This is a genomic window from Laceyella sacchari (assembly GCF_004343255.1).
In the GTDB taxonomy this organism is placed as follows: domain Bacteria; phylum Bacillota; class Bacilli; order Thermoactinomycetales; family Thermoactinomycetaceae; genus Laceyella; species Laceyella sacchari.
Genome location: NZ_SMDD01000002.1, coordinates 419,267 through 440,448, shown reverse-complemented (window position 1 = coordinate 440,448; position 21,182 = coordinate 419,267). Strand labels below are relative to the sequence as shown.

At 50.9% G+C, this 21,182-nt stretch carries 20 protein-coding genes; 19 read left to right on the top strand and 1 reads right to left on the bottom strand.

The genetic code is table 11. The features are described from left to right. Window positions 1-39: 39 nt before the first annotated feature. A complete protein-coding gene (gene metK / locus EDC32_RS09295; RefSeq protein ID WP_132221677.1) occupies window positions 40-1,245 on the top strand; it encodes a methionine adenosyltransferase in 1,206 nt (401 codons plus the stop codon). A gap of 54 nt (window positions 1,246-1,299) precedes the next feature. On the opposite strand, the gene EDC32_RS09290 is transcribed toward metK, so the two are convergent. Then, a complete protein-coding gene (locus tag EDC32_RS09290; RefSeq protein ID WP_132221675.1) occupies window positions 1,300-2,181 on the bottom strand; it encodes a metallophosphoesterase in 882 nt (293 codons plus the stop codon). A 469-nt stretch (window positions 2,182-2,650) separates the two neighbouring features. Here EDC32_RS09290 and EDC32_RS09285 point away from each other — a divergent pair, with 469 nt between their 5' ends. The 18 genes from EDC32_RS09285 (at window position 2,651) to argC (ending at window position 21,181) form a co-directional block, all read left to right on the top strand. Further along, a complete protein-coding gene (locus tag EDC32_RS09285) occupies window positions 2,651-3,394 on the top strand; it encodes a response regulator transcription factor (protein WP_022737434.1) in 744 nt (247 codons plus the stop codon). Window positions 3,395-3,464: 70 nt separating this feature from the next. Continuing rightward, entirely contained in the window at window positions 3,465-3,896 is a 432-nt protein-coding gene (locus tag EDC32_RS09280) for a glycosyltransferase family protein (RefSeq protein WP_022737435.1), read from the top strand. A gap of 188 nt (window positions 3,897-4,084) precedes the next feature. After that, window positions 4,085-5,782, top strand: a complete 1,698-nt coding sequence (locus EDC32_RS09275; protein ID WP_158283313.1) for an ATP-dependent helicase ComFA — start codon at window positions 4,085-4,087, stop codon at window positions 5,780-5,782. Then, entirely contained in the window at window positions 5,779-6,507 is a 729-nt protein-coding gene (locus EDC32_RS09270) for a ComFC family protein (RefSeq protein WP_132221671.1), read from the top strand. Before EDC32_RS09275 ends, EDC32_RS09270 begins: the two co-directional genes overlap by 4 nt. An 84-nt stretch (window positions 6,508-6,591) precedes the next feature. Continuing rightward, entirely contained in the window at window positions 6,592-6,867 is a 276-nt protein-coding gene (locus EDC32_RS09265) for an HU family DNA-binding protein (RefSeq protein WP_022737438.1), read from the top strand. A 313-nt stretch (window positions 6,868-7,180) separates the two neighbouring features. Beyond that, a complete protein-coding gene (locus EDC32_RS09260; RefSeq protein ID WP_158283312.1) occupies window positions 7,181-7,954 on the top strand; it encodes a basic amino acid ABC transporter substrate-binding protein in 774 nt (257 codons plus the stop codon). A 242-nt stretch (window positions 7,955-8,196) separates the two neighbouring features. Next, window positions 8,197-8,883, top strand: coding sequence for an amino acid ABC transporter permease (locus EDC32_RS09255; protein WP_022737440.1), 687 nt, complete (start codon window positions 8,197-8,199; stop codon window positions 8,881-8,883). A gap of 5 nt (window positions 8,884-8,888) precedes the next feature. Then, on the top strand, window positions 8,889-9,611 hold the full coding sequence (locus EDC32_RS09250) for an amino acid ABC transporter ATP-binding protein (protein WP_132221667.1): 723 nt from the start codon (window positions 8,889-8,891) through the stop codon (window positions 9,609-9,611). Window positions 9,612-9,815: 204 nt separating this feature from the next. After that, entirely contained in the window at window positions 9,816-10,013 is a 198-nt protein-coding gene (cspD, locus tag EDC32_RS09245; protein WP_029071979.1) for a cold-shock protein CspD, read from the top strand. Window positions 10,014-10,251: 238 nt separating this feature from the next. Beyond that, window positions 10,252-10,809, top strand: coding sequence for a ribosome hibernation-promoting factor, HPF/YfiA family (gene hpf, locus EDC32_RS09240; RefSeq protein ID WP_102993599.1), 558 nt, complete (start codon window positions 10,252-10,254; stop codon window positions 10,807-10,809). Between the two features lie 235 nt (window positions 10,810-11,044). Continuing rightward, a complete protein-coding gene (wecB, locus tag EDC32_RS09235) occupies window positions 11,045-12,115 on the top strand; it encodes a non-hydrolyzing UDP-N-acetylglucosamine 2-epimerase (protein ID WP_132221665.1) in 1,071 nt (356 codons plus the stop codon). 457 nt (window positions 12,116-12,572) lie between these two features. Continuing rightward, on the top strand, window positions 12,573-13,796 hold the full coding sequence (locus tag EDC32_RS09230; protein WP_158283311.1) for a glycosyltransferase family 4 protein: 1,224 nt from the start codon (window positions 12,573-12,575) through the stop codon (window positions 13,794-13,796). Between the two features lie 161 nt (window positions 13,797-13,957). Further along, complete coding sequence (gene secA, locus EDC32_RS09225) at window positions 13,958-16,483, top strand: preprotein translocase subunit SecA (RefSeq protein ID WP_132221661.1); 2,526 nt, start codon at window positions 13,958-13,960, stop codon at window positions 16,481-16,483. Window positions 16,484-16,590: 107 nt separating this feature from the next. Beyond that, window positions 16,591-17,704, top strand: a protein-coding gene (gene prfB / locus EDC32_RS09220) for a peptide chain release factor 2 (RefSeq protein WP_132221659.1) whose coding sequence is annotated in 2 segments (ribosomal slippage) — window positions 16,591-16,662 and window positions 16,664-17,704 — 1,113 coding nt in all. Because the reading frame shifts where the segments join, the coding sequence is not laid out codon by codon here. Between the two features lie 142 nt (window positions 17,705-17,846). Then, window positions 17,847-18,635: an enoyl-CoA hydratase-related protein gene (locus tag EDC32_RS09215; RefSeq protein ID WP_132221657.1), complete on the top strand. Its 789-nt coding sequence runs from the start codon at window positions 17,847-17,849 to the stop codon at window positions 18,633-18,635. 223 nt (window positions 18,636-18,858) lie between these two features. After that, window positions 18,859-19,617, top strand: a complete 759-nt coding sequence (locus EDC32_RS09210) for a hypothetical protein (protein WP_132221655.1) — start codon at window positions 18,859-18,861, stop codon at window positions 19,615-19,617. Between the two features lie 16 nt (window positions 19,618-19,633). Continuing rightward, window positions 19,634-19,978 (top strand): c-type cytochrome, encoded by a 345-nt coding sequence (locus EDC32_RS09205; RefSeq protein WP_132221653.1) that lies wholly within the window; start codon window positions 19,634-19,636, stop codon window positions 19,976-19,978. Window positions 19,979-20,149: 171 nt separating this feature from the next. Next, the gene (gene argC, locus EDC32_RS09200; RefSeq protein ID WP_132221651.1) at window positions 20,150-21,181 is read left to right on the top strand and encodes an N-acetyl-gamma-glutamyl-phosphate reductase; all 1,032 of its coding nucleotides are present in this window, start codon (window positions 20,150-20,152) and stop codon (window positions 21,179-21,181) included. The last annotated feature ends 1 nt before the right edge of the window (window position 21,182 follow it).

The following is a 21,182-nucleotide window of genomic DNA, read 5'->3' as shown; positions in this document are numbered from 1 at the left end:
TTTTTTATTTGCGACTGATTGCGCGAAGGGGGAAAACCAATGGCAGAGAAAAAACGCAGCATATTTACTTCTGAGTCGGTAACCGTAGGTCATCCGGATAAAATCTGTGACCAAATCTCCGACTCCATTCTGGATGCAATTCTAGAAAAAGACCCAAATGCCCGCGTGGCATGCGAAACATCCGTGACCACCGGTTTGGTGTTGGTAGCGGGTGAAATCTCCACATCTTGCTATGTGGACATTCCAAAGCTGGTTCGTCAAACGATCCGCGATATCGGTTACACCCGTGCCAAATTCGGATTTGACGCGGATACTTGCGCGGTGCTGACCTCGATTGACGAGCAATCCCCTGACATTGCGCAAGGGGTTGACCAAGCGCTGGAAAAACGTGAAGGGTCCATGACCGAAGACGAAATCGAAGCGATTGGCGCCGGCGACCAAGGTCTTATGTTTGGTTTCGCCTGCAATGAAACAGACGAACTGATGCCATTGCCAATCTCTTTGGCACATAAATTGGCTCGCCGCCTGCATGAAGTCCGTGTGAACGGCACCCTGCCGTACCTGCGCCCGGACGGAAAAACCCAAGTGTCGGTGGAGTATGAAGACGACAAGCCCGTGCGCATTGACACGGTTGTGGTATCAACACAACATGCGGAAGACATCAGCTTGGATCAAATTAAACAAGATATCCAAACCCATGTGATCAATCCAATCGTGCCGGCGGACATGATGGACGAAGCGACTAAATTCTTCATCAACCCCACCGGTCGGTTTGTTATCGGTGGGCCGCAAGGAGATGCTGGTTTGACCGGCCGCAAAATCATCGTTGACACATATGGTGGATACGCTCGCCACGGCGGTGGGGCCTTCTCCGGAAAAGACCCGACCAAAGTGGACCGTTCCGGCGCGTATGCAGCGCGTTACGTTGCCAAAAACATCGTGGCTGCCGGTTTGGCTGATAAGTGCGAAGTGCAATTGGCTTACGCGATCGGCGTTGCCCGCCCTGTTTCCATCCGCGTTGAAACCTTTGGCACAGGTAAACTGAGCGAAGAGGTATTGGTGGAGCTGGTGAAAAAGCACTTTGATCTGCGTCCAGCCGGAATTATTCGCCAACTCGATTTGCGCCGTCCGATCTATCGCCAAACGGCTGCTTACGGTCATTTCGGCCGCACTGATGTGGAGCTGCCATGGGAGAAAACGGATAAAGCGGAAGCGTTGAAAGCTGACGCTGCAGCTGTGCTGTAAGGCGAATTGAAAAGCCCAATGTCATTTTGACATTGGGCTTTTTCGTTTGCTTTGTTATCCCCTTTTTAATTCAAGGACGGTGATCTCCGGCCGGCACAAGAACCGCAAGGGGAGGATGGTGGTGCCGATTCCGCGGTTGGTGTACAAGGTAAATCGCTCATTAAGCCGGTAGAGACCTGCCGGATAACGTCGGCCTCCAGGAGGAGTGATCGGTGCTCCCAAAAAAGGCAAACGGATTTGCCCGCCATGGCTGTGCCCGGACAATTGCAAATCGATGGGAGCTGTGCGATGGGTTGCTGCTGAGTCAGGCTCATGGGCCAAGAGGAGGTGGAAGGCATGGGGGTCATTTGGCAATTGGGCCAGCACCGCTTCCAAGTCGGGTTGCCCTTCCATATGGTCATCCAATCCGGACAGGTAGAGGGTATCCGTGCCTTTGACCAGTGGGTAGACTTGATTGATCAACACATGAAAGCCCCCATCGCTTAGGGCTTGTTTGACCAACGCCACGTCTCCAAAGTAATCATGGTTTCCCAGTACAGCAAACTTGCCGAGCGGCGGGTTGCATTGTTGAAATCGGCGGGAGATGCTCTTAGCTTCCGTGATTAAAAGCTGATCGTCGATCAGATCGCCAGTGAAACAGAGCAGATCTGGCTTAAGTGCTTCTACACGCCCGATGATGACGTCCAACTGGGAGAGATCGAAGTGGTGACCAAAATGCAGATCGCTGATGTGTACAATCCGCATCCCGTCAAATGAAGTGGGCAGGCGCGGCGAGCGAAGAGTGAGGCGAGTTGTTTCCAGCCAGCTTACTTCAATGATGCCAGCATAAAGCGGCGCGCCGAGACAGAGCGCACCAAGGGCAAGGGACAGCTTGAGGAATTTTCGTCGGTGGATGCGCGGTTCAGCAGAAACGGTAGGTACATGATGAGAGGTCATGGGGATTCACTCCTGTCTGCATAAGAGGCTTCAAGTTTTGAGTCTGGATGGAAAATTATTTTTCGGGGCGGAGGGTGCATGAAGATAAATAAATAAGGGAAAGGTTTTGACGGGTAATTTTGTCAGTAAGGGTTGACGATTGCTCACCTTTTCAGAATAATTACATCTAGGCTAAAAGTATAACATGGCGCTGAAAAATGCAATCGGTGAAAGGCCTGTGCTGACACCTAGTAGCTCTGACGTCAAATGCATGTCGCAATTGCCAGCATTCCAGCTGTTTTTTTGTAAAAACAACAAGAGGTTGGCAGAAAGGTCGAATTTCCATTTGTTTATTGAAAGCAAGGGTTAGCGGTTATATCCGCGAATTCCTTTGTTTGTGTTTGATCCGGGTTTCTTTGCAGTTTCTAGTTTCATCTTTTCGTGATAAAATTTAAATAAGAGCGAATATTATGAGAAGGGAGTGAGCCCTTTGCAAGAGAGGAAGCCACAGACTGGACATGGCAACGGGAATCGCCCCGAGACAGAACTGTCATTGCCGATCCGCGTATTTATTGCCGACGCGGATGCGGAGTACCGCCAAGCATTGAAGCAAGCGGTGGAAAAGGAGAAAGACATGGTGTTGGTTGGGGAATGCATGGATGGCTACGATGTCCCCTTGATCTGTGGAACCACGGCACCCCATCTCGTGGTGTTGGACTTGCATTTGCCCCGTGTTGACGGGGTGGAAACGACGTACCGTCTGAGTCAAATGGCTCCTCACACAAAAATCCTTATCTTGTCTGAACGCGCGGATCCGTATGCGCTAGAAACGATTCGCTCCGGGGCGTCAGGATATCTATTGAAGGATCTAAAGATGGCTTCCTTGATAGAAGCGATTCGCGTTATCGCTCATGGAGGCGTTTACATCCATCCGATCATGATGGGACGGTTAGTGAATGAACTGCGTCGCCTTAGCCGGATGGAGGGGGCGATGTATTATCACTACGCTTCGCTTCCTCCACTCTCATGGCAAGAAGTGTTGACATATAGGGAAATGGAAGTTTTGAGGTTGATGTCACAGGGAAAAAATAATCGAGCGATCAGTGAACATTTGTATATCAGTGAAAAAACAGTAAAAAACCATGTTAGCAACATCCTTTATAAATTAAACGTCCAGGATCGCACACAAGCTGTGTTGCTTGCCTTGAAGTATGGATGGGTACAACTGATTTAGCCTAGTCGTAGGTATGCACACAAACCCTGCCTTTCTCGCATAGAATGATCAGAAGAGGAGGGGCGATGTGATGGAACATTGGGTTCTATGGAGTGCAGCCCTTTGTTTCGCTGTCATTTTTTTGGTCAAAACGATTCCCAACTTTTATGGAAACACTTATCATAACAAGGCTGTCCATCTTGTGCTCATCACGGAAAACAGCCAGCAAGCGGTTGAATGGATGATCCGGTCATATCATGGTTGGAAGGATGCCAAAGGCAAACCGGGCAAAATCACTTGCATCGACACAGGCTCCACAGATGATACCAAGGCGATCCTCGAACGGTTGATACATCGTTTTCCTCATCTGGAAGTTTTGCACATAGATGAGGAGCACCAGACAGATGAGGCCATTTCAAAGTGGTTGCAGGCACAGGAACAGGGCAAGGAAAAACTGGTGGTGCTTGATTTGCGCAAAATGGAAGCCAATGGGGACAATGAATCGGAACGCAATTTAGCGTGAAGCATGACAGTAGCTTTGCCAGAGCGATGGTTGGTATAAAGGACAAGAGACGGGAGAGTTGAATTATTTTCGTGTCATACGGATCACCTGCGTACAGGCCGATACGGCCTGTTTTTTAATGCGCAAAAAAGGAAATGGTCCGTTTATTGCAAAATAATGGTAAATTATGTCGATCGAAGGAGGTTCTGATGAAGATTGCCCTTTATCAGGTGGCAGGAGACGAGGAGTGGCGAATGAGTCTAGCCCTTGAAGTAGATGAGCGGCATTGGCGGGAGCGGGGCCGGCAGATCACTTGGTTAGGCGCAACCCGTTCGGTTGGGTTGGCCGCCGCCTTCATCCGCAAACGAAGCCTGCCGCACCATATGAAAACGGGGCTGGCACCACTGCCGGCGCTTACTGACAGGGATTGGGATGAAGTGAAACAGACCGGACAGAAGTGGATACCGCTTTTGACAGGCAGGGCGCTACTGTTGGAAGAGATTGAAGCGTTGTTGTTCAAACATGGGCAAACAGATGCTTCAGAAAGATTGCTGCGCGTGTTGCAATGGCTGATATTGGAAGGGGAATGCGATATGAGGCCGGGAGTTGACAGCGCCCGGCCAGCTTGGCATTGGCGATGCGAACGGTGTGGAGCAGGTGGGGGCACATTGGTAGTGCGAGCTTGCGCCAGTTGCCAAGAACATTGTGTCGTCTGTGAAACGTGCCTGATTATGGGCCGTTCTCGAACCTGTACGCCTTTTTTTCTGTTTACAAAGACACCGGGGCGGGCTTCAGGCGCCGTTTCGTCATTGCCTGAAGTGCAGGTTGGTGCGACCCGACATTCGCTCACTGTAGCTCAACGGCGGGCGGTGACAGAGTTGAGAGGGCACTTGTGCGGCTCGGCGCGGCAGGTTCTTGTCTGGGCGGTGACGGGAGCAGGCAAGACGGAGATGATGTTCCCGTTGTTGGAAGAAGCTTTGCGGGCAGGAAAGAAAGTGGCATGGGTGACCCCGAGAAAAGACGTGGTGCTTGAACTGGCACCGCGCATCAGGCCAGCGTTCAATCGGGTTCGTGTCTTGGCGTTGCATGGCGGTTCGGCGGATGCTTGGCTCACCGGGGAAGTGGTTGTCGCCACGGCGCATCAGATGTGGCGATTTGCACAGGCGTTTGAATGGATGGTCGTCGATGAAGTTGATGCGTTTCCGTTGTACGGCAACCATGCGCTGGAACAGGGGCTTCACCGAGCCTTGGCCCCATCGGGCAAACAAGTGCTGTTGACGGCGACGCCACCGGCTGGATGGCAAAGTTTAGCGAAACAAGGGCGGTTGCCATGTGTCGTTTTGCCAGCACGTCACCATGGCTTCCCCCTCCCCGAACCCCGGTTGGCGGTGGTGTGGGGATTGTGGCGCAAGCTGAGGCGGTATCGGCCAATCCCTGTTGTGAAGCAATTTTTGAAACAGGTGGAGGCGCGATCTGGACAAGCGATGTTGTTCGTGCCCCGCGTGCAGGATGTGAAGGTTGTAGTGACGTGGTTGATCGGCCAGGGCTGGCCGCAGGAAGAGATCGCCGGTGTTTACGCCGCGCAGCCCGACCGGGAAGAAGAGGTGGCACGGTTTAGGGATGGCAGCCGCAAATGGCTGGTTACCACGACCATTTTGGAGCGTGGGGTTACTGTACCGCGCGTGCATGTACTTGTGTTAGGCGCCGACCATCCTGTATTCGACCGAGCAGGTTTAGTGCAAATTGCGGGCCGGGTGGGGCGACGGGCTGACTATCAAGAGGGTGAGGTGTGGTTTGTGGCGGAAGAACGAACCGAGGCTCAGATCAAGGCGCTGAAAGAGATCAAGCAGCTAAATCATTGGGCGGCAAAAGAAGGATTTCTCCAAAAAGAGGCGTATTCACATTGAAGGAGTGGTGGTCGTTTCTGTTTCCGCCTTCATCCGCTTGTTGGTTTTGCGGCACTCCGATGCAGGCTCGTTTATTCGCGCCTCCGGAAAAGCGCTTTTGTCCAGTTTGCTTGGAAGCGTTGCAGCCAATCAGGGAGCCAATCTGCCAAGTGTGCGGCCGCGGGTTTGATAAAGCGCCATCGGCGGACGTCTGTTTTGATTGCGTTCGGATCGCTGAAGAGGAAAGGGTGATGAATCGAAGCCCCGTTGCCTACACCCAACAAGTGGCGGCGTGGGTGCGGCTCTTCAAATATCGCGGCAAAGAGGGCTTGGCGACGCCGATGGGACGGTGGATGGCTGAAGTGGCGCGGGTGCATTACGCCAGAGAAAACATTTCACTCGTCACGTTTGTGCCTCTTCATGAAGAGCGATTGATTCAGCGGGGATTTAATCAAGCGGAGAAGCTGGCGGATGAAGTGGGACGGAGATTGAGGTTGCCCGTGTGCCCTTTGCTTGTACGAAACAAGGATACAGCTTACCAGAGCAAGCGGACGCGCGAAGAACGTTTGTCAGCGCTGGGAGGAAGTGTGATCCTCGCGGACGGAGCGTGGAAGAGGCAATTGGCCAATCAGGTTGTTCTCATTGTCGATGATGTGTACACGACGGGGGCGACCGTGCGAGAGTGTGCGAAACCGTTGCGGCAGGCTGGCGTGAAAAAAGTCTGTTCCGTGACGTTTGCTAGATAAAAGAGGTATAGAAACGATCAAACTCGTCAACACCTTATGATAGGCATTTTCATAGACAGTACCTAAATTAAAGGAGAGTTGAACATGAACAAAACGGAATTGATTGAACGTGTAGCGGAAAGCACGGGAAAAACAAAGAAAGAGGCGGGCCTGATCATTGACAGCGTTTTTCAAACGATTTCTGAAGCGCTGAGCGGAGGTGAGAAGGTGACCCTGATCGGCTTCGGTAATTTTGAAGTGCGTGAACGGGCAGCGCGGACAGGCCGCAATCCCCAAACGGGAGAAGAAATTACGATTGAAGCTAGCAAAGTCCCAGCCTTTAAACCAGGCAAGCAATTAAAAGAACTGGTAAACCAGTAATGAAAACAACACCCTGGCCAAGAGTACACTTGGCCGGGGTGTTTGTTGTTTGTAGGGAGAAGGGGCCAAAGCAATTGGGGCGAATGGGTGTTTTGCATACTTATAAGAGAGGGTGAGAGACGGGTTGCAGATATACAGAAACAGGAAAATGGTCATGCAAAAAGGGTTTTTGTGAAGGTGTGAACATGAATGGAAAAGTATTGTTATTGCATAAATAACCATTCAAATGTATAATAAATCCATTCAAACGACTTGTTGGGGCACGATATTTTGCAATGATTAGATATTCATTATTAAAAAAGGAGAGATGGCGATGAGAAAAAAAGGGATGCTGTTCGCGGCGTTGGCAGTGATTCTGTCCGGTTTGCTAACCGGTTGCGGGGGGCAGTCGCAAACGAAAGCAGACAATGTGATTCAGGTTGGTACCAATGCCGAGTTTCCTCCGTTTGAATTTCAAGAGGGAAATGGGGAAATCAGCGGATTTGATGCTGAACTGATTCACGCCATTGGCAAAGCCGTGGGAATGGAAGTGCAAATCACTCATATGGGATTTGACGCTATTTTTGAAGGGCTCAGCCGGGACAAAGTGGATGTCGGTGTGGCGGCGATTACGATTACTGATGACCGCAAACAAACCGTTGATTTTACAACGCCTTATTTTGACGCCAAGCAATATATCCTGGTGCCGAAAAATTCAAATATCAAGACGCTGAATGAATTGAAAGGGAAGAAGATCGGGGTGCAGGCAGCCACTACGGGAGAAGCAGTTGTCCAAGGAGTGTTTGGCAAGACGTATGAAGGAATCAAGGCTTACGACGAAACGCCTTCGGCCATTAATGATTTGCAGATCGGTCGCTTGGATGCTGTGGTAGTCGATAGTGCTGTGGTGGTGGAGTTCAATAAAAAATTGGGCGAAGGCAAATTCAACATTGTGGAGGATACTTCCTTGCCGGTTGAACAATACGGAATGGCCGTGAAAAAGGGCAACAAAGATATGCTGAACAAGCTGAATGAAGGCTTGAAAAAAGTAAAAGAGAACGGCGAGTATGACAAAATCTATCAAAAATATTTTGGTGACCACAAGTAAACGGCGCAAAGCCAATTTTACTACGGGGGACAAGCATTGAGCGGAGGGAGAACGGGGACAAATCATCGTTTTCGCACCCGTGTGACGGTCACTTCAGTTGCTCCTATGCGCAACCCTTGTTTTTGTGGATAACTTGTTTACAAATTGTGTGGAAAACTGCCTGTGGACGTTGTGGATAATGTGGATAAGTCTGTTAATAACTGAAAAGAGATGAGTTCAAGTGAAGGGGGTTGTGGATAACTATGGAGTGGAATTGGTCTGTCATCGTAGAATACCAGGAGTTGTTCATCCGTGGTCTTTGGATGACCATTCAACTAACCGTGGTGGCGGTCGCAGCGGGCTTGTTCATCGGACTTATATTGGGATTGATGAGATTATCGGACAAAGCGTGGTTGCGTCTGCCGGCGGTCGCCTATGTGGATCTCTTCCGGGGGACACCGCTTTTGCTCCAAATTTTGGCTATTCATTTTGCCGTATTGCCGGCGTTGTTCCAAGATCTGCTCGGCCTCCCTGCGCCTGACGCTGCGACTTCCAGTTTTATCGCACTGTCGCTAAATGCTGGGGCGTACATTGCCGAAATCTTCCGGGGTGGCATTCAATCGATTGACAAAGGACAGATGGAAGCGGCGCGCTCGCTTGGGATGACTTATCGGCAAGCGATGAAGCTGGTTGTTCTCCCCCAGGCTTTTAAACGCATGTTGCCGCCGTTAGGCAATGAGTTTATCGCTTTGCTCAAAGATAGCTCCCTGGTCACGGTCATCGCCGTCAACGACATCACATATGCGGCGTTCGCCACGGCCAAGAACACGTTTGTAAGATGGCCCCCTTACATTACCGCGGCTTTGGTGTACTTGGTGCTGACCCTGGTGTTATCCCGTCTGGTGGGCTATATGGAAAGACGGTTAGATCCAAACGGACGGAAAGGGTGAGACAAATGATCCAAGTAGAAAATCTCAATAAGCGGTTTGGCGATCATCATGTGCTCAAAGACATCCATGTACAAATCGGAGAATCAGAAGTGGTTTGTGTGATTGGGCCCAGCGGTTCCGGCAAAAGCACTTTTCTGCGTTGTCTTAATCTGTTGGAGCGAGTGAGTTCAGGTCGTGTCGTGGTCGGCGGGTTTGACCTGACGGACCCCAAGACGGATATCAACCGCGTTCGCACAGAAGTGGGGATGGTGTTTCAGCAGTTTGAATTGTTTCCGCATAAAAACGTGTTGGACAACATCACGTTGGCGCCGATTCATGTGCGCAAATGGCCGAAAGAGCAAGCTGAGGCCAAAGCGTTGGCGCTGTTGGATAAAGTGGGATTGCGGTCCAAGGCCGAAGCTTTTCCCGGCGAGTTGTCGGGCGGGCAGAAGCAGCGGGTTGCCATCGCCAGGGCGTTGGCAATGGAACCTAAGTTGATGCTGTTTGACGAGCCGACCTCTGCTTTGGACCCGGAGATGGTCAAAGAAGTGTTGGACGTGATGAAACAATTGGCCGAGGAAGGGATGACGATGGTCGTCGTCACCCATGAGATGGGATTCGCCCGTGAAGTGAGCGACCGGGTCATCTTTATGGATGATGGCCGAATTGTTGAGGAAGGTTCGCCGTCCGAGATCTTCTCCCGGCCTAAACACGAACGCTTGAAGACCTTTTTGAGTAAAGTGTTGTGATGCCTATGCTGACTAAGGGCCTACGTTCCCATGTCATTTTCAATTTGCTTTATCTGACTATCGGCGCTCATTTGAGAAAAGGTGGCGCCCGTTTGTAGGCTTAAAGTACTACCTTGACAGTATTTTTAGACAAATGGTATAGTTAAGTGGCATAAGAGTGCGTTCTTTATGCGACGACTACGATTTGAGAAGGGATTGTGTTTTATGCAAGGCAAAGTCAAGTGGTTTAACGCGGAAAAAGGCTATGGCTTCATCGAGCGTGAGGGTGGCGAAGACGTATTCGTACACTACACCGCTATTCAAATGGAAGGCTTCAAGTCGCTGGAAGAAGGTCAAGAAGTTGAATTTGAAATCGTAGAGGGTTCCCGTGGACCACAGGCTGCAAACGTTGTGAAAAAGTAATTCGCTTTGGAAACAACGAATTTCCCGCTCCCTAGAGCTTGCTCTGGGGGGCTTTTTAATTTCCGAAAAAAAGAAAGCTCAAGCCCAGCGCGAGTTGCTATTTTTGAATAATATTACAATTCTATGTGTGTTTATTTAAGATTTCCTTAATTTTCTTCTGTATTTTTTTAAAAAAAGAGGAGGGATTTTATCAAATTCGGGGAATAGAAGTAGTACAAAGCGGAAGGAGGATTTCTCTATGAGATATGTCATCCGTGGTCATAACCTTGAAGTAACAGATGCGTTGCATGAATTTGTGGAGCGGAAGCTGAGCCGCCTCGAAAGGTATTTTGAGGATGTCGGCGAGACTGAAGCCCACGCCGTTTTGGCTGTGATCAAAGATCAGCATCGGGTGGAAGTGACGATTCCCTTCCCTGGGGTGATTGTCCGTGCTGAAGAATCCAGCGAGGACATGTACGCATCCGTCGACTTAGTGGTTGAAAAGCTTGAGCGGCAGATCCGCAAGTATAAAACGCGGATTAACCGCAAAGCACGCCAGGATGTAAGCTTCCGCAGTGGTTACAAAGAGCATGCGCGGGAGATGGAAGCGGCTCCCGTGGCGGTGCAAGATGAGGAAGAACTTGATCTCGTGCGAACAAAGCGTTTCGAGTTCAAGCCGATGGATGCGGAAGAAGCAATGCTTCAAATGGACATGCTTGGACACAACTTCTTCGTGTTCACCAACGCCGCATCCAACCAAGTGAATGTGATTTACAAAAGGAAAGATGGGAAATACGGGTTGATCGAACCTGAGTGATAAGAAAGCCCCCGCTATGAAGGCGGGGGGTTTTTACTTTGCGCGCTTGAACCAAGGGAGTGGATCAACTGCCAATGCGGTGGTGACCCCATCGTTTTGGAGGGCTCGTTGCTGTTTTTATTTTGATAAGAGGGCGTGGCGATTGTAGAAAAGTACCCGACCTGTGTTATGATAGCAAAGGACAGACAAAGATTCTCTCTATTCCGACTGGTGAGATGCAGGAGGTTTCAATTACATGAAAGTGTTGACTGTTGTGGGGGCGAGACCGCAATTCATCAAGGCGGCTCCCGTATCGCGCGTCATTCGCGAACGCGCGCAAGAGGTGCTGGTACATACCGGGCAACATTATGATAAATCGATGTCAGACGTTTTCTTTGAAGAGTTGCACATTCCTGTGCCGGAATACCATCTCCACGTCGGGTCCAAATCACACGGGGCCCAAACGGGGGAGATGCTGGCCAAAGTGGAAGAAGTTATCGTAAAAGAGAAGCCGGATTGCGTGTTGGTATATGGCGACACCAACTCCACCTTGGCGGGCGCGCTTGCAGCAAGCAAACTGCATATTCCCGTCGCCCATGTGGAGGCGGGCCTGCGCAGTTTCAACCGGCGGATGCCGGAAGAGATTAACCGCGTGTTGACAGACCATGTGTCTGAATGGCTGTTCTGCCCCACGCAGACGGCGGTGAACCACCTGCGCACGGAAGGCATCACCAAAGGCGTTCACTTGACCGGCGATGTGATGCTGGATGCAGTTCGTTACAACAGCCGCCTGGCCGATGAAAAATCGACGATCCTGTCCGACTTAGGTCTGGAAGCTGGGAGTTATGTGCTGATCACTTTGCATCGTGCAGAAAACACTGATGATCCGGCCCGCCTCAGCCAAATCATCGGTGCCATCAACGAATTGCCGATGCCGGCGGTATTGCCGCTCCATCCTCGTACCAAAGGCAAGCTGGCGCCGCTCGGCTTGGAAATCACCAATCCAAATGTGAAGCTGATTGAGCCAATCGGCTATCTGGATATGCTGCAATTGGAAGTAAACGCCAAGAAAATCTTGACCGATTCCGGCGGGGTGCAAAAAGAAGCGTTCTTCGCCAAAGTGCCTTGCATCACCATGCGCGACGAAACAGAATGGACCGAGACAGTCGAACTGGGCACCAATGTCTTGGTGGGTGCAGATCAAACCCGCATCTTGGAAGCAGTCAACGGATTTGAAGTCGATTTCTCCCAAGTGCATGAAGTGTTTGGCGATGGGCGCGCGGCAGAGAAGATCATGGATCAACTGCAAAAAGACTTGGGCAAATAAGCGAGGCGAACCGGCTCTTTCCACAAGAGGGAAGGGGCCGGTTTTTTGTTGAATTACTTGAGGTATGCCCATTTCCAAGCGGGAAATCATGTCATGAAGCGGGGAAGACGCTTATGAGTGGCACGACGGAACCCTGCATGCCTCATACCTGTCACGCCAATGTCAAACTTGACTATTTTTCAAAAGGGATACCCAAACCGAGACCATTTATGTTACAGTGTCACTAGTTTCTATTACGATGCTGTAACATAGTGACAATAATATTACAATATACACGGTTTTTATGTTTTCGAGCCAAGCGTACAAGCCCCAGATGGAAAGGCCAGGACGCTTTTTGGCTGTAGCAACCGCCTCGATGAGGGGCTTGAGATAGATTCAGCTATAATGGAGAAAATCGGTTGTACGAAAACATGACAGTGATCATAAATCGGAATGGATATAAGGAGACGTGAAGAAGTTGCGTATCTGGTTAGCCAATCATTATGCCGTTCCCCCGAATATTGCGGGAATTACGCGTCATTATGAACTGGCGCGCGAATGGGCGCAAGAGGAAGAGGCAGAAGTAACCCTGTTTTTGTCCAAATTCGTTCATCCGCGCCGCACATTTATCACCGAGGCTGAAAAAGAGGGAATCGAGAAGGTGAAAGGGCTGAAGTTGAATTGGCTTTGGTCTTTTCCTCACAAACAGAACGATTTTCGCCGCATCATCAACATGGGAAGCTTTGCGGTTGTCTTCTTTTTAGCTGGTTTGTTGAAGAAAAAGCCGGATGTATTGATCGCTTCTTCGCCCCATTTGTTCACGGCTTTTGCGGGCTGGATGCTGGCTAAGCTGAAAGGTTGCCCGTTTGTGCTGGAAGTGCGCGACTTGTGGCCAGACTCCCTGATCAAGATGGGCGGTTTAAACAACAAACATGTAGTCAAGTTGCTCACTTGGATGGAATCGTTCTTGTATCGGAACGCGGACAAGATCATCGTTTTGACAGAGCATCAACGCACGTTTATCGCTGACAAGGGAATCGACCCGAACAAAATCGACTTGATCCCCAACGGGATTGTGGTTAGTTCTTGGCAGCCAAATCCGGAGAAGCGAACCGCTTTTCGGCGTAAGATGGGCGTGACCGAGGACCAATTTGTAGCTATTTACACCGGAGCGCACGGCCCGGCCAACGCATTGGAGTATGTGGTGAAAGCAGGGCGGCACTTAAAGCCGGATACGGCGATCGTCTTAATCGGGGACGGGCCTGAGAAGGAAAAATTGCAACAGATCAAGCAAGAAGAAGGATTGGATAACATTCATTTGCTCGATCCGGTGCCCAAGTCCGAGATTTTTGACTACACCTATGCGGCTGATTGTGGGATCATTTCCTTGGCTGACAATGAGGTGTTCCGTGGGGCTCGGCCCAACAAATTATTTGATTACACGTTTATCGGCTTGCCGATCATCTCCACGGTTGACGGGGAAGTACGTGAGATCGTCGAGAAAAACCAAGTCGGGGTTTTTGCAGGGGCAGAAAATCCACAAGGGCTGGCTGAGGCGATTGAACGCGTGCGCTCATTCAGCGACCAAGAGCGGGAAGAAATCAAGCGGCGTGGACGAGAGTACATTGACCGCGAAGGGGACCGCAAAAAATTGGCCCATCGTTTCTACAATATCCTGAAAGAGTTGGTCAATCGCAAATAGGGGTAAGGCGGCCCCAACAGCGGTCCGCCTCCTTTTTTATCACGGCGCAAGTGAAAAAGGTGCATAAATTTGATAAACTGAAATGAGTAGCCTTTTGACAATGTCGGTGCCGAAAATGCGTTAGATCATAAAAAAACCAACTCTAAGTAGGAGATGATAAGGTGTTAGGTACCCTTAAGAAATTATTCGATCCACACGAACGGCAATTGAAGAAATTTTTCAGCATCGCGGATCATATCGACTCGCTGGAAGCAGAGTTTCAAGCATTGAGCGATGCGGAATTAAGAGGAAAAACGGATGAGTTCCGGGCCCGACTGGAAAAAGGGGAGACGCTGGACGACCTTCTGCCAGAGGCGTTTGCCGTGGTGCGGGAAGCGGCGAAACGCGTGTTGAATATGCGCCATTTCCGCGTGCAGCTCGTGGGGGGGATGGTGCTTCACCAAGGGGACATCGCCGAGATGAAAACGGGGGAAGGGAAAACCCTCGTGTCCACTTTGCCTGCGTATTTGAACGCGTTGGAAGGCAAGGGTGTCCACATCGTTACTGTCAACGATTATCTGGCCAAACGGGACAAAGAGTGGATGGGCCAGGTTTTTGAATTCCTGGGGTTGACTGTGGGCTTAAATCTGCCGATGATGTCGCCGGAGGAAAAGCGGGCCGCTTATCAAGCAGATATCACCTTCGGTACGAACAATGAGTTTGGTTTTGACTATCTGCGGGATAACATGGTGTTGTACAAGGAACAATTGACCCAGCGTGAGTTGAACTTCGCGATCATCGACGAGGTGGATAGCATCTTGATCGACGAAGCGCGGACGCCGCTCATTATCAGTGGGCAAGCCAACAAGGCGACCGACTTGTATTACACCGCCGACAACATCGTGCGTCGCTTGAAAGAAAACGATGATTACACGATTGATATCAAGACCAAACAGGTATCGCTGACGGAAGATGGCGTGAAAAAAGTGGAGAACTTCCTCGGCGTTGACAACTTGTACGACATGAAGCACGTTACGTTAAACCATCACATTCAACAAGCATTGAAAGCCCATGCCATCATGAAGCGCGACGAAGATTATGTAGTGAATGAAGATGGCGTCGTGATCGTGGATGAATTTACAGGCCGTTTGATGTATGGCCGCCGCTACAGCGATGGGTTGCACCAGGCGATTGAAGCAAAAGAAGGGTTACAAGTGCAGCGTGAAAGCATGACGCTGGCCACCGTCACCCTGCAAAATTACTTCCGCCTGTACAAAAAGTTGTCTGGGATGACCGGTACGGCAAAGACGGAAGAAGAAGAGTTCCGCAAAATTTACAACATGGATGTTTATCAGATACCGACCAACCGCCCGCAATTGCGTGAAGACTTGTCGGATGTGCTATACAAAACGGAAGAGGCCAAGTTTAACGCAGTGGTGGAAGAGATTGCCCAACGCCACGCCAAAGGGCAACCTGTGCTGGTAGGTACTGTCTCGATCGAAAAATCGGAGCGTCTGTCCCGGTTGCTGAAGAGACGTGGCATCCCGCATGAGGTGTTAAATGCGAAAAACCACGCTCGAGAAGCGGAGATTGTGGCGCAAGCCGGACAGCGTGGGGCGGTGACCATTGCCACCAACATGGCTGGTCGCGGAACGGACATCGTGCTGGGAGAAGGTGTAGCCGAGCTGGGTGGTTTGCACATCATCGGAACCGAGCGGCATGAGAGCCGGCGGATTGACAACCAGTTGCGTGGTCGTTCGGGACGCCAAGGCGATCCGGGTTCCTCCCAGTTTTACCTTTCCTTGTCAGATGATCTGATGCGCCGCTTTGGTGGAGAAAACCTCGAAAACATGCTGGAGCGGTTGGGGCTGCCTGAAGACCAGCCCATCGAAGGCAAAATGTTCTCCCGTGCGGTGGCCAATGCGCAACGCAAGGTGGAGGCCAACAACTTTGATGCTCGTCGTTGGGTGCTTCAGTATGACGATGTTTTAAATCAACAGCGGGAAGTGATTTATAAGCAACGTCGTGAAGTGTTGGAAAGCGACGACCTCAAGGATGTCGTGCTCAACATGGCCAAAGCGGCGATTGAGAACATCGTGCAAGTCCACACCTCCGAGGACTTGGAAGAGGAATGGGATCTTGAGGCGATTGTGGAGTATGCCAACAATAATCTACTGCCCGAAGGTCGCCTGACAGAAGAAGATTTGGAAGGCAAAGAACCGTCGGAGATGGTGGACGACATCTTTGAAGAAGTGAAGAAATACTACCAAGAACGCCAGGAGGAACTGGGGAACGAGCGCTTGCAGGAGTTTTCCAAAGTAGTGATTCTGCGCGCTGTTGACCGGAAGTGGATGGATCACATCGACGCGATGGAACAATTGCGTCAAGGGATCCACTTGCGCGCGTACGGGCAAGACAATCCGCTTCGCGCTTACCAGTTTGAAGGCTTCGCCATGTTTGAGGCGATGATACAAGAAATCCAAGAAGAGATCGTCAAGTATGTGATGAAATCGGTCATCGCAGAAGAAGAAGAGTTGGAGCGCGAAGAAGTCGCTGTCAATCCGACCGCCGTTTCCGGCAGCTCCGAGCAGGAAGCGGATGCGCCGAAGAAGGAGCCGATTCGCCGGGCGGATAAAGTGGGACGCAATGACCCATGCCCTTGCGGAAGCGGCAAAAAGTACAAAAACTGTTGCTTGAAAAATGGATAAGTCGTGACTGTCGGGCAACGAAAGGTAGGGAGTCCCTCCCTGCCTTTTTAAAGTGAGAGGTTTGGCGATATAATAGGCATAAATAGTCAGTCGAGGTGACATGAAAAATGGAAATGAGTGAAATTAAACAACAGCTAGCGACTACAGCCAAGCGTTTGGCGGACATCAGGGGGTCTCTTTGACCTCGATCAAAAAAAAGCGCGCTTGAGTGAACTGGAGGAGCAAATGGCTTCGCCTACTTTCTGGGACAATCAAGATGAGGCGCAAAAAGTGATCGATGAGATGAAACATCTCAAAGATCAGATTGAAGTGATGACCGGGTTGGAAGAGAGTCAAGAAGAGTGTCAGGTGATGCTCGAACTGATGAACGAGGAAGGCGAAGACGCCGGCTTGCAGGAGGAGTTGGCCAAATCGGTGCGCTCGTTGTCCAAAGAGATTGATGCGTTTGAGCTGGCGCTGATGCTGAGCGAGCCGTACGACCGCAACTCGGCCATTCTGGAACTCCATCCCGGTGCAGGGGGGACCGAATCGCAAGACTGGGCGGAAATGCTTTTGCGCATGTACACCCGTTGGGCTGAACGGAGCGGTTACAAAGTGGAAACGTTGGACTACCTGCCTGGGGAGGAAGCGGGTGTCAAAAGCGTGACGCTTCTGATCAAAGGGGTTAACGCCTATGGTTACCTCAAGGCGGAAAAAGGGGTGCACCGGCTTGTGCGCATCTCGCCATTTGACGCTTCGGGCCGCAGACACACTTCCTTCGTGTCCTGCAATGTGATGCCTGAAATTGATAATGATGTGGAGATCGAGGTGCGTCCTGACGAGTTGAAAATTGATACTTATCGCTCCAGTGGCGCGGGTGGACAGCACGTGAACACCACTGATTCGGCGGTCCGCATCACGCACATTCCCACCGGGGTTGTCGTGACGTGCCAATCCGAGCGCTCCCAAATCAAGAACCGGGAAAAAGCGATGAAAATCCTGAAGGCCCGTCTCTATGAGCGCAAGTTGGAAGAGCAACAGAAAGAGATGCAAGCACTGAAAGGGGAACAGACGGAGATTGGCTGGGGGAACCAGATCCGTTCATACGTCTTCCACCCTTACAGCTTGGTTAAAGACCACCGCACGCAAACGGAAGTCGGCAATGTGCAGGCAGTGATGGATGGAGAAATCAATGCGTTCATCGAAGCATACCTGCGCCAGATGATGAACAAAAAGGGGTAAGAAGGAAAAAACGGCACACGCCTAGAATGGGTTGTCAAGATGTGAGGCAAACGGCGCGGTATCATGCCATGGGCTACCGTGTCAATCAGCTCCCAACGGCATAAGGTTAAGACATCACCGTTTGAGATGGAGGGGAACCAACGTGACCAACTGGAAGCATATTGTGTGTGATCAAGGGGAAGGATGGGCTCAGCTTACCCTGTCCCGCCCAAAAGTGTTGAATGCGTTGAGCCGAGAAGTGTTGATGGAGTTGGATGCCGCAATCGATTGGGTGGAGCACAATGACGCGGTGCGCGTGTTGATCATTACCGGTGCGGGAGACAAGGCATTTGTGGCGGGTGCCGACATTACCGAATTGAACCAGATCAAAAGCAGTGAGGAGGCGGAGCGGACGGCGCTCCTCGGTCAAAGGGTATTTGCCCGGTTGGAAGAGCTGGATAAGCCAGTTATCATGGCGATCAACGGGTTTGCCCTTGGCGGTGGCATGGAATTGGCGATGTGCGGGGACATTCTGTTGGCCAGTGAAAAGGCCAAATTCGGCCAGCCAGAAATCAATCTGGGCGTCATTCCCGGTTATGGGGGGACGCAACGGCTCAGCCGTTTAGTCGGCAGGCAGATGGCGAAATACCTCTGTATGACGGGGATCATGCTGACTGCAGATGAAGCGGCTCGTTGCGGACTGGTGCAAAAAGTGGTGCCACCAGAGGCGCTGCTGGAGGAAGCGAAGCGTTTGGCTGAAACATTGGCGAAGAAAGCGCCCATCGCTCTCAAATACATCAAAAAAGCCATTCATCATGGGGTCGACATCGATCTTCCGTCCGGACTCAGATTAGAAGCTTCTTATTTTGGGTTGACGTTTGACACAGACGACCGCAAAGAGGGGATGTACGCGTTCCTTAACAAGCGGGAGCCCCGTTTTACAGGAAAATAAGCTTCGCCGTGGCCGGCTTACATCGCCGGTCTTTTACGTTCCATTCATTAAGGTGTAACCGGTAAATAAATTGGTGAGGAAGAAGCGGTGGAAAAATCTTTTCTCAGGTAGCTTGCTTGCCCAGCAATGCGTGAAGCGAAAGAGAAAATGGTTTTGGAGCTGCCGGCTTATTCATCAGACACGCCCTAATGGGAGCTTTCATGGGGACAAAGGAGGTTGAGTGATGGATATGATTATGATTGGCGGGGGCGCCGTCGTCTTGGTGGTGGCAGTGATCATCATCGTGAGCGTCATCGTCGGGAAAAAAAGAAAGCAAGAAGTGGAGGAGCTCGAAAAAATGTTTCCGGACGGAAGCATGTCGAGCGATAACATAAAAATCAGCGTGGAAAAAGTACGTCGGACAACCTTGGAGCGGGAACGCCGCAAGAAACAGCGAATTCACCGAGAAAGACCCAAAGAAGGGCAGAAGACGTTACCATATGAGGATCAAGAAATTATTTATCGTGATGATATACAGAGTGGAGAGTTAAATAAGGAAGTAAACGATTCACAGGGTGAAAAAGAGACTGTTTCTGAGTCTAAGCGTTCTGGCCGCACGCGTTCCAACCTCTTCAAATCGCGCGACAAGAAACAAGCTGACGATGTGGATCAAACCCAAGCGCAAGAAGCGGAGAAAACGCTGGATAGCGAAGGGGACAAAACGCTTGCCGTGCGCAAACGGACCAGAAAAACATCGCGCGAGATGCCGGTTGTTGAAAATGAGACAGCCGCCGAAGAAAATACCGACGCGGCCAAGAGCCGGCTTTTGTACAAGCGCAGTTTGTTAAAAGCGTCGGACGAGAATCGGGAAACTTCGCAGATTCCAAAAGCCAGCTTGATCGACACGCAGATGTATGTCGGGGAAGATGAACAGAAAGAGGAGCAAAAGCCCACCTTGTCCCGCTCGCAAGCGAAAGGCGGGCGCAACTGGTTTAAAAAATAGGCAGAGGTGATCACATATGATGCCGAGCAAACAGCGGATGATTCTTCTTGCGGGAGTGAGCGCAATCGCCCTCGTGGTATCCGGTTGCGGCGGTAATGGCGCCAAACAAGAGTCGACTCAGTCCAAAGAGGCGCAAGCCAACTTGACAGCGGACAAAATCTATGCAAACAACTGTGCATCCTGCCACGGAGGCAATCTCCAAGGCGGGTTTGGACCGAGCTTGGAGAAAATCGGTGCCAAACTGAAGAAAGAGCAGATTGTGGAAATCATGCAAAAAGGCAAGGGCAACATGCCTTCGCAAGGACATATCTCCAGCCAGGATCAAGAGAAATTGGCGGCATGGCTGGCAGAGAAAAAGTGAGGCTTCATCCATTGGGATGACCAAAAAGAACATGGCAGTGAAGAGCGGTAGACGCACAAGTCTGTGTGATCTATCGCTTTTTTTATGCAATGCATTGAATAAAAATAAATATAGATGTATAATGATGCAAAACGATCCAATGGTATGTGACAAGTGATGGGGAGGCTAGTGATGAAAACAGCGGTAATCGGTTCGACGGGGTATGGTGGGGCTGAATTGATTCGGCTGATCGAAGGGCATCCGCATTTGGAACTGGCGATGCTGATTTCCACTTCACAGGCGGGGGATGCATTGTCCCGGGCTTATCCACATTTGCGACACCTCGCTTACACTTTTCAGGAGCTTGATATCGCACAGATTGGCCAGGAGGCAGAGCTGGTGTTTTTGGCGACACCGCCCGGTGTGAGTGGAGAATTAAGCCCTCAGTTGCGAGAGAAAGGGAAGTTGGTTATTGACCTGTCGGGGGATTTCCGCCTGAAAGACGGACGAAGTTATGAGGCTTGGTACAACCGAAAAGCGGCACCGGACAAGTGGCTTGCTGAAGCGGTGTACGGACTTCCGGAATGGTTTGCAGAAGAGATTCGTACCGCTGATCTGATCGCCAATCCCGGTTGTTATCCGACGGCGACGTTGCTGGGTTTGCTTCCCCTGCTTCAGCATCGGATGATTGACCACCGGGCTTTGGTGATCGATGCCAAGTCAGGTGTGACTGGCGCAGGGCGCAAGGTGGATCAGTCATTGCTTTTTAGTGAAGTGAATGAGAATCTACGCCCATACAAAGTGGACGGACACCAGCATATCCCTGAGATTGAGCAGGCGGCTGAACGGCTTGCGGGCGCAGACGTGCGGGTACGGTTTGTTCCGCATTTGGTGCCGATGAACCGGGGGATCTTGGTTAGTCTCTATGCACCTATGTTGCATAAATATACGACAACAGAGGTGCTCCACATGTATAGGGAAGTGTATGAGGACGCACCATTTGTTCGTATCGTGGAGTCTGGCTGGCCGTCAACCAAAGCGGTGCAAGGCAGCAACTTTTGCGATATTGGAATCCATGTGGATGAACGGACGGGGTGGATCACGGTCTTGGCTGTGATCGACAATCTGATGAAAGGCGCAGCGGGGCAAGCGGTTCAAAACGCTAATCTGCGGATGGGTTGGGCTGCCACAGCCGGATTAATGCAGTCGCCGCTGTTTCCATAGA

Coding starts and splice junctions, on each gene's coding strand:
- metK (WP_132221677.1), top strand. CDS start 40: ATGGCAGAGAAAAAACGCAGCATATTTACTTCTGAGTCGGTAACCGTA.
- EDC32_RS09290 (WP_132221675.1), bottom strand. CDS start 2,181: ATGACCTCTCATCATGTACCTACCGTTTCTGCTGAACCGCGCATCCAC.
- EDC32_RS09280 (WP_022737435.1), top strand. CDS start 3,465: ATGGAACATTGGGTTCTATGGAGTGCAGCCCTTTGTTTCGCTGTCATT.
- EDC32_RS09275 (WP_158283313.1), top strand. CDS start 4,085: ATGAAGATTGCCCTTTATCAGGTGGCAGGAGACGAGGAGTGGCGAATG.
- EDC32_RS09265 (WP_022737438.1), top strand. CDS start 6,592: ATGAACAAAACGGAATTGATTGAACGTGTAGCGGAAAGCACGGGAAAA.
- EDC32_RS09260 (WP_158283312.1), top strand. CDS start 7,181: ATGAGAAAAAAAGGGATGCTGTTCGCGGCGTTGGCAGTGATTCTGTCC.
- EDC32_RS09255 (WP_022737440.1), top strand. CDS start 8,197: ATGGAGTGGAATTGGTCTGTCATCGTAGAATACCAGGAGTTGTTCATC.
- EDC32_RS09250 (WP_132221667.1), top strand. CDS start 8,889: ATGATCCAAGTAGAAAATCTCAATAAGCGGTTTGGCGATCATCATGTG.
- cspD (WP_029071979.1), top strand. CDS start 9,816: ATGCAAGGCAAAGTCAAGTGGTTTAACGCGGAAAAAGGCTATGGCTTC.
- hpf (WP_102993599.1), top strand. CDS start 10,252: ATGAGATATGTCATCCGTGGTCATAACCTTGAAGTAACAGATGCGTTG.
- wecB (WP_132221665.1), top strand. CDS start 11,045: ATGAAAGTGTTGACTGTTGTGGGGGCGAGACCGCAATTCATCAAGGCG.
- EDC32_RS09210 (WP_132221655.1), top strand. CDS start 18,859: ATGGATATGATTATGATTGGCGGGGGCGCCGTCGTCTTGGTGGTGGCA.
- EDC32_RS09205 (WP_132221653.1), top strand. CDS start 19,634: ATGATGCCGAGCAAACAGCGGATGATTCTTCTTGCGGGAGTGAGCGCA.
- argC (WP_132221651.1), top strand. CDS start 20,150: ATGAAAACAGCGGTAATCGGTTCGACGGGGTATGGTGGGGCTGAATTG.